This is a genomic window from Acinetobacter sp. YH12040 (genome assembly GCF_013420005.1).
GTDB classification, from domain to species: domain Bacteria; phylum Pseudomonadota; class Gammaproteobacteria; order Pseudomonadales; family Moraxellaceae; genus Acinetobacter; species Acinetobacter amyesii.
Window position 1 is genome coordinate 207,614 of sequence record NZ_VOZB01000006.1, and the last position, 11,318, is coordinate 218,931.

8 protein-coding genes and 1 pseudogene are annotated in these 11,318 nt (G+C 38.9%); 1 reads left to right on the forward strand and 8 read right to left on the reverse strand.

Annotated elements, in window-relative coordinates; translation table 11 throughout:
- Window positions 1-17: 17 nt before the first annotated feature.
- The 5 genes from dnaE to FTT99_RS09185 form a co-directional block, all read right to left on the reverse strand.
- Entirely contained in the window at window positions 18-3,590 is a 3,573-nt protein-coding gene (gene dnaE, locus FTT99_RS09165) for a DNA polymerase III subunit alpha (RefSeq protein WP_180161406.1), read from the reverse strand.
- 333 nt (window positions 3,591-3,923) lie between these two features.
- Window positions 3,924-4,226 (reverse strand): hypothetical protein, encoded by a 303-nt coding sequence (locus FTT99_RS16500; RefSeq protein WP_257229242.1) that lies wholly within the window; start codon window positions 4,224-4,226, stop codon window positions 3,924-3,926.
- A 364-nt stretch (window positions 4,227-4,590) separates the two neighbouring features.
- Complete coding sequence (locus FTT99_RS09175) at window positions 4,591-5,286, reverse strand: methionine ABC transporter permease (RefSeq protein WP_180048904.1); 696 nt, start codon at window positions 5,284-5,286, stop codon at window positions 4,591-4,593.
- Window positions 5,283-6,308, reverse strand: coding sequence for a methionine ABC transporter ATP-binding protein (locus FTT99_RS09180; RefSeq protein WP_180129424.1), 1,026 nt, complete (start codon window positions 6,306-6,308; stop codon window positions 5,283-5,285). The genes FTT99_RS09175 and FTT99_RS09180 overlap by 4 nt, the downstream gene beginning before the upstream one ends.
- Before the next feature lie 75 nt (window positions 6,309-6,383).
- Window positions 6,384-7,256, reverse strand: a complete 873-nt coding sequence (locus FTT99_RS09185; protein ID WP_180007758.1) for a MetQ/NlpA family ABC transporter substrate-binding protein — start codon at window positions 7,254-7,256, stop codon at window positions 6,384-6,386.
- A 656-nt stretch (window positions 7,257-7,912) separates the two neighbouring features.
- On the opposite strand from FTT99_RS09185, the pseudogene FTT99_RS09190 reads away from it, so the two are divergent.
- Window positions 7,913-8,232, forward strand: a pseudogene (locus tag FTT99_RS09190) (pyrimidine/purine nucleoside phosphorylase).
- A gap of 240 nt (window positions 8,233-8,472) precedes the next feature.
- Here FTT99_RS09190 and FTT99_RS09195 read toward each other — a convergent pair.
- The 3 genes from FTT99_RS09195 to purD all read right to left on the reverse strand — a co-directional run bounded on the left by FTT99_RS09195 (window position 8,473) and on the right by purD (window position 11,250).
- The gene (locus tag FTT99_RS09195) at window positions 8,473-9,030 is read right to left on the reverse strand and encodes a GNAT family N-acetyltransferase (protein ID WP_180130145.1); all 558 of its coding nucleotides are present in this window, start codon (window positions 9,028-9,030) and stop codon (window positions 8,473-8,475) included.
- Window positions 9,031-9,042: 12 nt separating this feature from the next.
- On the reverse strand, window positions 9,043-9,885 hold the full coding sequence (locus FTT99_RS09200) for a TIGR02391 family protein (protein ID WP_180130147.1): 843 nt from the start codon (window positions 9,883-9,885) through the stop codon (window positions 9,043-9,045).
- An 81-nt stretch (window positions 9,886-9,966) separates the two neighbouring features.
- A complete protein-coding gene (gene purD, locus FTT99_RS09205; protein ID WP_180130150.1) occupies window positions 9,967-11,250 on the reverse strand; it encodes a phosphoribosylamine--glycine ligase in 1,284 nt (427 codons plus the stop codon).
- Window positions 11,251-11,318 lie beyond the last annotated feature (68 nt).

An 11,318-nucleotide genomic window follows, 5' to 3' on the forward strand; every position in this document is an offset into this window, starting at 1 on the left:
CAAACAGCGTTTAAACTTTAAGAAAATTGATTGGCTTCTGCTTGGTATAAATCCATGGCATCATCCATGCTCATCCCATCTGGCGGTGGCGGAACCTGCGCAGGAATAGAGGCTTGTTCATAACTTACCGCTTTGGCAGCTTTGGATTTGACATGATATTCGACATGCAAAGATTCTTTACCGAAGTAGTCACGCAGCTTAGACAGTAATTCATCTAGTGGGGCAACTTTCCAGTTTAAGCCCAAATGAATGTCAGCCGTCGCATATGGATAGTCAATATATAACTGCACAGGGATATGCGTACACATATCGACATTGCAAAAAGGCAGTAAAATATTTTGGATGTCGCGTGATAGCGTTTTACTAAAATGTTCAGGTGTTAATTTAATTTGAATGGCATTGGCACGTTTTTGACGGATTTCATTCAAACTGAAGGCTTTAGTTAAGCGACCCATTGGCCGATCAAAACCTTCACGTTCGTAAATTTCACCTTCAATGACCACCACTTTTTCGTTTTGAATCACATCTTTGAAGCGGTTAAAACGTTCGTGATTCGCAGACACTTCTATACGTGCAGTACCATCATCGAGCGTCACCATCATGCGGTTCGGGAAGTTGGCAATATCGACGACTAGGCCTGCAAATACTGTAGTGACACCACGTCGTGTAGGCGTAAGCTCATTAATGCGCTGTGAAATAAAGGCTTTTAGCTCTGATCGATACACATCGATCGGATGACCTGTTAGATAAAGCCCAAGAGTATCTTTTTCACCTTTAAGACGAACTTCATCTGACCACGGTTTAACAGGTTTAGAAGGTTTACGCTGAACTTCTTCAACTTCACCAAATAAATCCATCATCCCTGTTTCGCGGTTTGTACGGGCTTGGTCAGCCGCTTGTACAGCTTCTGGCAATTGCGCCATCAAGTCAGCGCGTTCTAATCCTAAACAATCCAATGCGCCACCACGAATCAATGCTTCAAGCGTGCGCTTATTGATTTTTTTTAGGTCAATACGATGGCAGAAGTCAAACAGATCTTTATATGGGCCATCTTGGATACGTGAGTCAATCACAGACTGCATGGCAGCTTCACCGACACCCTTGATCGCACCTAAACCATAGACGATGGTTTTTGGATCGCTGGCATGGAAATTATATAAAGACATATTGACCGAAGGTGGCAAGACTTCAAGACCATTAATACGACAGTCATCGATTAAGAACACCACGTTGTCCGTGTTCTGCATTTCCGAGGTCATCACTGCTGACATAAATTCAGCAGGGAAATGTGCTTTTAACCAAGCGGTTTGATATGCAACAAGGGCGTAGGCTGCGGCATGGGATTTGTTAAAACCATAGCCTGCGAATTTCTCCATATAATCGAAGATATGGTTGGCCGTATCTGCATCAATACCTTTGGTTGCAGCACCTTCAGTAAAGATCTGACGGTGCTTAATCATTTCTTCGACTTTCTTTTTACCCATGGCACGACGAAGTAAATCCGCGCCACCCAAGCTATAGCCAGCACAGAACTGCGCTGCCTGCATTACCTGTTCCTGATACACCATAATGCCGTATGTCGGTTCAAGGACACTTTCTAGTAATGGATGTAAGTATTCAAACTCACCACCATGCATACGGTAAATAAAGTCAGGAATCAGATCCATCGGGCCTGGACGATATAAAGACACGAAAGCAATAATTTCTTCGAACTTACTTGGACGTGCCTCTTTCAGCATTTTTTTCATGCCGACGGATTCAAACTGGAAGACCGCTGTGGTATTTGCTTCTGCGAACACAGCATAGGCAGGTTTGTCATCCAAAGGAATCAAGGAAATATCGACAGGTGTAGTGATATCTGGACGGGCATTAATGTGCTTAATGGCATCTTCAATTACCGTTAAGTTACGTAAGCCCAAGAAGTCGAATTTAACTAGACCTGCAGCTTCCACATCGTCTTTATCGAATTGGGCTACACGGTTAGTTCCATCTGCATCACATAGGACAGCCGAATAGTCAGTTAACTTCGTTGGTGCAATAACCACACCACCGGCATGTTTACCTGTATTACGGGTAATGCCTTCAAGTTTGAGTGCCATTTCCCAAATTTCGGCTGCATCTTCGTTATCTGGGTTAGATGGATTGGTGACAATGTCTTTGAGTTGTTGTTCGGCCTCAATGGATTCTTCCAAACTTAAACCTAAAGGCTTGGTCGGAATCATTTTAGAAATACGGTCAGCCAAACCATAAGATTTACCCAAGACACGGGCTACGTCACGAATTGCACCTTTTGCCGCCATGGTACCGAAAGTTGCAATCTGAGAGACCGCATCTCGACCATAAGTGCGTGCAACATAGTCAATAACACGGTCACGACCTGCAATACAGAAATCGACGTCAAAGTCGGGCATTGATACACGTTCAGGGTTTAAGAAACGTTCGAACAGTAGGTCATAACGCAGTGGGTCTAGGTCAGTAATTTTTAAACTATAGGCAACCAAGGAACCTGCACCCGAACCACGGCCTGGACCAACAGGGACGCCATTACCTTTAGACCATTGAATAAAGTCCATGACAATTAGGAAATAACCTGGGAATTGCATGGTCAGGATGATCCCAACTTCATAAGCCAAACGTTCATCATAAGGCTTACGAATTTCTGGCCAGTCGTCACCACGTTGTTCGACAGGGTACAAATGCGCTAAACGTTCTTCTAAACCTTCTTTTGATAAATGTTCAAAATAGGTGTCAATTGTATGACCTTCAGGAATTGGATAATCGGGAAGGTCATGGAAGCCTAAACGTAATGACACATTACAGCGTCGTGCAATGTGATAGGTATTTTCTATAGCCGTTGGAATGTCTGCAAACAGCTCCGTCATTTCCTCGGCAGTTTTAAAATACTGTTCAGGACTGTAATTTTTAGGGCGACGATTGTCACCGAGGACATAGCCATCGGCAATACAAACGCGTGCTTCATGTGCCTCGAAATCTTCTTTACGTATAAAATGCACATCGTTATGAGCAACCACACCAATGTTAAATTTCTTCGCAAGTTTTACTGCTTCGTGAATAAAGTCTTCTTCACCCGAGCGCTCAGTTCGTGTAATCGCTAGATAAACACGATTGCCAAATTTTTCGACCCATTCAGCTAACAGTGGTTCAGCTTTTTGCGGGTTGGAAGAGCAAAGCATTTTGCCGACATCACTTTGCATACCCAGTAAAACAATCAAGTCTTGGTGTTGATTTAAAATCCAATCTTTTTTTACGCAAGGAATATCAAGCTGTTGACCAGAAATATAACCTTCAGAAACCAACTCTGTTAGACTGCGCCAACCTTTATTGGTCATCGCTAGAAGAGTAGCTTTGTGTTCAGCATCATTCAAACGAATGGTTGAACCAAATATGGGTTTAATGCCTTTATCTAAGCACTTTTTATAGAATTTTACAGCAGCATGTAGATTTGAAAGGTCAGTAATGGCCAGAGCGGGCATTTCATCTGCAGCTGCAGCTTTTACAAGATCAGGTATACGTACAATAGATTCAGTAATGGAAAATTCTGTAAAAATACCAAGATGTACAAAGTGCATAGATGAGTCCCTGCGAAAACAGCTGCTGATTTTAGCATGCTCTGAGATCAAACTTGCGTTTATTGCATGGCTTTATGCAGATTTATAAATTCACTGTTTAATCAATAAACGCTGTATGACAAGCACCATTTAGCAAGCAATACCTTGATTAACTGAAAAGGCAGTTAATTTGCCATTTTTAAAGTTGAAGGCTAGATTGCCAATATAGGGTAAATCATAATTTTGCGGCTCTTTCAGCACGGATTTGGCATGAGTAGGTGAGAGTAAAATCACGTAAGTAACTTCATTTGGATTGGCTAATTTTGCACTTTTGGGGAAGTCTTTTACAAATTGTTAGAAGTTATATTGGCTTGTTAAGTTTTTTGATCCAATTTGAATTTTATCGCGTATTTGAGTGGATTTATCCCATTCTATCCAAACATCCCCTTTGGTTTGTCCAAGTTGGGCGAAGCTGCTTTTATTTTTATAGAATGAATCATTTTTAACTTGAGGATTGTCCTCTGTATAAATTTCAAATTTTAGAAATTTACCTTTTGATGTGACATGAAATTCAGTATTGCCGGTACATTCTGAATATTCATATTTAAGCTTTACTGGATTTTTGCTGATTAATGCATTTGCTTTTGATGCAGGCAAGGGTCAGGCTAAGTCAATATCATTTACTTTAATACTAGTCACATAGTCATAATCAGCACTGGATGCAGATGCTGCTGAAGTGATGAATATCCCCGTTGTGAAAAAATTTAAGCGGAAAATTTTTGCTGTCAGTGTAGTTTGCATGGGGAATATAAAATCCTGTTCTTTTGATATTTTGTACTCAATCAAGTTTTTGTAAACGTAATATTGAAGGTTATATTTTAAATTTTATGGTGTTGCTAATTTGCCGTCAAAATAATTTAAAACTAAAAAAAATTTTGGTTTAATTTCAGCTTAAAAAAAACCAAATCTTAAACATTAAAAAGCCCTCCGAAGAGAGCTTAAATATATGAATTATGCAGGCTTAGCGCAGTTTTGATAACCAGTCTCCCAGACTTTGAACAATTTGCACCAAAATCAACAATACAATGACGGTCATGATGACCACGCTACTATCAAAACGTTGATAACCATAAGAAATGGCAAGATCACCGATACCGCCTGCACCTACTGCACCTGCCATGGCTGTTGCACCAATTAAGCTAATGGTTGCAGTCGTTAAGTTTAAAATCAAAGAGCTACGAGACTCTGGTAGAACAAATTTAGTAATGATTTGCAGCGGAGATGCACCCATCGCTTGAGCAGACTCAATGATGCCGTCATTCACTTCAAGCAACGAAGTTTCAATCAGACGACCAATGTAAGGACCAACATAGATTGTGAGGGGAACAATTGCAGCCCAAGTACCAATTGAAGTACCCACAATGACTTTGGTCAAAGGGATGACCGCAATCAAGAGGATAATAAATGGCAATGAACGCAGCGCATTCACAATCGGGTTCAAACCATGGTAGATGACACGATTAGGCAAAATGCCTTGTGGACGTGAGACATATAAAATCACGGCCTGGATAAAACCCCAAATACAGCCGAAGAGCATGGCAAAGAACACCATGTGAAAAGTTTCTTGTAGGGCAGTGACGAACTGATCCATAGACAAAGAACTTTTCCAAAAGGGTGCTGTAATTTGAGTCAGCCATTGAATAATTAAATCTCTCATTGCTGAACTCCTGCTTGAGTGACTTCAACGCCATGTTGTTCTAAGAACGCCACCGCTTGTTGAATCAATGCTGCATCACCTAATAGCTGAACGAACATTTGTCCAATCACCGCACCATTAATTTCAGTCATATTGGCAAACAAAATATTCAGGCTAATATCAAACTGTTTAATTACCGCTTGAATGACGGTTTCCTGTGCCGAACTGCCCAGAAATTTTAAACAATAAATACTGTTATGGTTTTGATTTTCTAGATTATTTAAAATATTAACAGGAAGCTGTTGCTGCAATACAGTTTGAATAAAGTTTTTGGTTGTATTGTGTTTTGGCTGACTAAAAATCTCTAAGGTTGAGCCGTGTTCGATGATTTTTCCTTGTTCCATCACCGCAACATAATCACAAACAGATTCAATCACATCCATTTCATGGGTGACCATCACAATAGTAATGCCTTGTTCTTGATTGATTTTCTTTAATAACGCCAATACCGACTTAGTGGTTTGCGGATCGAGAGCAGATGTTGCTTCATCACACAGTAAAATTTTAGGATGATTGGCTAGCGCACGGGCAATCCCGACACGTTGTTTTTGACCACCAGAGAGCTCATCCGGATAGGCATTTTTCTTATGTTTTAGGTCAATAAATTCGAGCAACTCTTCTAAGCGTTTTTGGCGTTCAGCTTTAGACACACCTAAAAGTTTAAGCGGCATTTCAATATTTTCTGCAACTGTTTTGGTTTGCAGTAAATTGAAGTGCTGGAAGATCATGCCAATATTGGTTCTTTCTTGACGCAGCTCTGCCGAATTTAAAGCAGTAAAGTCTTTATCATGAATAATAATTTGCCCTTCACTAGGACGTTCTAGCAAATTAATTAAACGGATTAAGGTACTTTTGCCTGCACCACTGTAGCCAATTAGACCGAAAATACAGCCATCTGGAATGTCCAGATTAATCTGATCCAGTGCTGTAACGGTTTGGCCTTTTAGCTCAAAATGCTTGGAGATATTTTTAAATTGGATCATAGCGTCAAAAAAGGGTTCAAAAATGAAAAAACAGGCAAAGTAAACTTTGCCTGTTTATTTGAAGAAATTATATTACTATTTTGCTTCAGTGAGGTAGCTAGTTGGTTTGTTTACATCAATTTTAGTACCACCAAAATGTTCATCGATGTAAGCTTTAACTGCTGGAGTGTGATAAAGCGCGCCTACTTTTTGTAGAACTGGGTCATTTTGACGGTCAGCAGCAACAGCAAGAATGTTCACGTTCATTTTTGTACTTTGATCGATTGGCTCATAGTAAACCGCATCTTTTAGTACGTTTAAACCACCTTCCATTGCAAGGGTATTACCCAAAACAATCGCATCAACTTCGTCTTTAACACGAACAGCAGTCGCCATTTGAATTGGTTTGATTACGATTTTCTTCGCATTTTCAGTTACGTCAGCAGGTGTGCCTTTTACATCGTCAAAATCAGCTTTAAGTTTGATTAAGCCAGCAGATTGAAGTAGTAACAATGCACGTGATTCGTTTGCGCCATCATTTGGAATCGCGATTGTTGCACCTGTTTTGAACTCTTCAAGTTTTTTGACTTTGCTTGAATAGATACCCATTGGCTCTAAATAAGTAGTCGAAAGCGGTGCGATTTTATCTTTATTATTGTCATTAAACGCAACCATATAGGCATATGACTGGAATGCATTAACATCAATTTCTTTGTTCGCTACAGCAGTGTTCATAGACACATAGTCAGTAAAGTTTTTCACTTCAAGTTTAATGCCAGCTTCTTTGGTTTCAGGAAGCGTAGCAATATAGCGCCAAATATCAGCATCTGAACCAGTCGAAGCCATGGTAACAGTTTGCACTTCTGCAGTGTCTTTTTGTTGTGCGGCGTCAGTTGCAGGAGCTTCTTGTTTACCACAGCCTGAAAGGCCCACAGATAAACCGAGAACTAATCCTAGGAGCTTTTTCATATATTCACCCGAGTAAATTTATAAAATTAATAAATTCACAAATCATATTATGGAGAGATTTACTTAAGTCTTTTATCAGACAGGCTGATAGATGCTTAATAATTTAAAATGCTACACAGACTTATACAATTAGATCTGAGTCTATTTCCAAATGGGAAAAGATAGCCATTGCAAGCTGCTGTAAACAAAAGATTTAATAAAGCAAATCTCTATATTTCGCTAGGCATCATATCAATTTTTTATTATTCAATATAGTGATTTAAAAAGTTATGCTTAGCACCAAAAATGTATATGGAATATGTTTAATTAAATAATTTAATAAGTAAAAACAATATATTATTTATAATTAAACTATTTAAGTACGTCATTTGTATAAGTTTAGGTCTATATAACAAATTTTAAAATGTATTGCTGAAAAAATGATAAAAATGAAATAAGTCCTGTCATACACAAAATTTGTAACATTCATATGCGAAAATAACGGAGTGCTTCAAACTAAGCTGAGTTGAAATCTTTATTGATATATTTGAAGTTCAACTCTGATTCATGGTTTTTCAAAATTTTAGATCTAAATCTGAGGAAGATTGAATCCACTATATTGTTTAATATAAACTGCTTAATAATTAATCATAATAAATTGCTATGTGAGGCACACTATGTCAAATCAGTTTGATTTCGTCTCAGTTGTAAAAAGCCTACGGTTCATTATCGCGGTAGATCGGTGAGCCACGTTTTAAAAATGGAAGATGGTAGCCAAAAAACTATAGGTGTATTTTTGTCATTAGAATAACATATAACGTTTGAGCTGCATGTGAAAGAACGTGTTGAAATCACATCGGGGTAGTGTGTTGTGCAAATTGGGGAGCAGGGCGAGTTTTTTCAATATACTTCTGGCGAAAGCTTTATTGTTCCACAAGATTCTATTTTTAAAGTGCAATGTACTGATGTCGTTGATTGTGTATGCCATTTTGATTAAGCATGCTTAAACAGGTTGGAGTTGCTTCAGCTTACACATCAAGATGTTTTAATTGCTAGTGATCGATATTGATATTTTTTCTTAACCCCGCACTTAGCGGGGTTTTTATATGATTACATGAATGATTTTGCTGTCTTATACGAAATCCTGCGGTAACTAAAATTAAAGTATTTAACATCACCTATAACCACTGTTTGGCAGAGTTAATGTGCTTTGGTTTTGCTGTGAATAAATATTCAATTAGCAAAAGGGGATGTGCAAATAATCACTACGCTGTATTTCATAGAGTACATGACGGTTTAATGGATGATCCGCTGGTACTAGTGGATGATTAAATTCACGGATTTTTTGCATACCAATGCGTTGCATGACATATTCTGATGGTGTGTTCAAACTTGCTGTAAAGGAAATAACTTTATCTAATCTTAAGTTTCTAAAAGCATGCTTGAGTACAGCTTTTGCGCCTTCAGTGGCATAACCTTGATGCCAATATTGCGGCAGTAAGCGCCAACCAATTTCTGGTGCATCGGCTATTTCAAACTCAGGGGGATGTACATGTAAGCCGATAAAGCCAATAAATTCGCCTGTGGCTTTAAGCTCGACGGCATATAAACCCCAACCACGTGTTTCTATTGCATCGCGTAGGCGTTGCATAAATGCAGTGGCTTCGGACGCATCAAGTTTGTTAGGGAAATAGCGCATGACGTCGTCGTCTACACACATTTGGATGAATGGAGCAGTATCGGAGTCTTGCCATTGGCGGAGGATAAGGCGAGGGGTTTGGAGTTGATTAGTCATAGTGACAATAGATTATCGTTTGATTGACTCATTTTCTAGTTGATACAGCTCGTTGATTAGTAAAAACTCTCTTTGGAGCTGAGAGAAGGATTTTTTTACTTCACTATGAGCGCGTTGATTGCGATAAGCTTTAAACATATTTACAAATAGTCTGCCTATGGCATTAGAGGCTTCTTCATTTTCTGTCTCCCATTTGAAGGGGGATAACTTATTTTTCTTTACGTCTGAACAAAATGCATCTTCCATTAGTGAGCTAGAGAATTTTTGCGAATTTATTTTTTCTCGAATAATATCTTCTAATCGAGTATACGCAGTCATTATTGATGCATCAGCATCTAATTTAAACTTAAAAGCTAAATCTATAATTCTCTCGTCAATTAAATTTAATGGCAATTCGCTAGGATAATAGTCATTTATTTTTAAAGGTTCATTAAGCATAAAATCTAAATTGCTAATGTAATCATAAATTGTGTTAGTCTGGCTATAAGAACTATTTAAGAAAGACTCTACGTTACTATCACTTAACGAATTTTGCCTAATGATTTCAAATTCTTTAATTGATATAAGCAGCTCTTTGATTTCAATTTTATGCCTTTGCAATAGTTTTAAAGCTTTAACAAAACCTTTATAACCTTCTGAGATATAATCTGATCTAAAGCCATATCTAATGAGATAAACAGTTCGATAACCTTTAATTAAAAAACAATGATTATGATCATTAGTTAAAACAAGTGCTCGTTCAACTTGTTCTTCAAATTGTAGAACTAAGGCAATTGCCTCAATGCAATCTTGCGTATAAGGTGTCCCTAAATATTGTATTTCTTCAGATGGTTGATTAAATAAATTAAAGCGCATTTTTAGAAAGTATTTGTTTGATATTTAATTGAATATATCAAAAAACCCCGCACTTAGCGGGGTTTTTATTCTTAAATCTAATTAAGCATTTTCACGTGTAATTGCGCGGTAACCAATATCTTTACGGTATTGAACACCGTCAAATGTTACTTTTTGGCATAGCTCTAATGCTTTCGCTTGCGCTTCGCCAATGGTGTTGCCTAGCGCAGTAACACAAAGAACACGACCACCAGCAGTCACAATGTCACCATTTTCAAGTGCTTTAGTGCCTGCATGGAAAACTTTAGCATCAGCCATTTCTGTGTCTAAGCCAGAAATCAAGTCACCATTGCTAGAAGTTTCAGGGTAGCCCTTAGACGCAAGTACGATCCCTACAGTCTTACGCTCATCCCATTCAGCCTCTTTTGGTAGGTTGCCAGCAATACCAGCATCAACCAAATCAACTAAAGATGATTTTAAACGCATCATAATTGGTTGAGTTTCAGGGTCACCAAAACGACAGTTGAACTCGATCACTTTAGGTTGACCTTGCTCATCAATCATCAAACCTGCGTATAAGAAACCTGTATAAACGTGACCGTCTTTTTTCATACCTTCAACGGTAGGACGCATCACTTCATTCATGGTTTTTTCGAATACGTCAGCCGTCACAACAGGCGCAGGAGAGTAAGCACCCATGCCGCCCGTGTTTGGACCTTGGTCGCCTTCAAAGATACGTTTGTGATCTTGTGAAGTCGCCATCGGCAAGATGTTGTCGCCATCAATCATACAAATGAAAGATGCTTCTTCACCCGCAAGGAATTCTTCAATCACCACACGTGAGCCAGCATCACCAAATTTGTTGCCTGCAAGCATGTCATCAATTGCATCAAATGCTTCTTGATTGGTCATGGCAACGATTACGCCTTTACCTGCAGCAAGACCATCAGCCTTAATTACAATTGGCGCACCATTTTTTTCTACAAATGCTTTCGCTGCATCTACTTCTGTGAACACGTCATAGAAAGCAGTTGGAATGTTGTGGCGTTTTAAGAAGTGCTTGGCAAATGCTTTAGAACCTTCAAGCTGCGCAGCAAATTGAGTAGGACCCCAAATTTTTACACCCGCTTCACGGCAAGCATCTACAACGCCATTTACAAGCGGTGCTTCAGGACCAACCACGATTAAATCAACGGCATTGTTTTTTGCAAAGTCGATAATCGCTGCATTGTCCAAAATGTTAAGCGCAACATTTTCGCATTTATTTTCAGTTGCAGAACCTGCATTGCCCGGTGCTACAAATACTTTTGCGACTTTGTCATCTTGTGCGATTTTCCATGCCAATGCATGTTCACGACCGCCATTACCCAAAACTAAAATATTCATCGGTTCATACTCCATGAATCGAAAATGACATAAAGTCCTCAACCTGAAAGCAGGAGAGGACTTTATGC

Coding starts and splice junctions, on each gene's coding strand:
- dnaE (WP_180161406.1), bottom strand. CDS start 3,590: ATGCACTTTGTACATCTTGGTATTTTTACAGAATTTTCCATTACTGAA.
- FTT99_RS09175 (WP_180048904.1), bottom strand. CDS start 5,286: ATGAGAGATTTAATTATTCAATGGCTGACTCAAATTACAGCACCCTTT.
- FTT99_RS09180 (WP_180129424.1), bottom strand. CDS start 6,308: ATGATCCAATTTAAAAATATCTCCAAGCATTTTGAGCTAAAAGGCCAA.
- FTT99_RS09185 (WP_180007758.1), bottom strand. CDS start 7,256: ATGAAAAAGCTCCTAGGATTAGTTCTCGGTTTATCTGTGGGCCTTTCA.
- FTT99_RS09195 (WP_180130145.1), bottom strand. CDS start 9,030: ATGACTAATCAACTCCAAACCCCTCGCCTTATCCTCCGCCAATGGCAA.
- FTT99_RS09200 (WP_180130147.1), bottom strand. CDS start 9,885: ATGCGCTTTAATTTATTTAATCAACCATCTGAAGAAATACAATATTTA.
- purD (WP_180130150.1), bottom strand. CDS start 11,250: ATGAATATTTTAGTTTTGGGTAATGGCGGTCGTGAACATGCATTGGCA.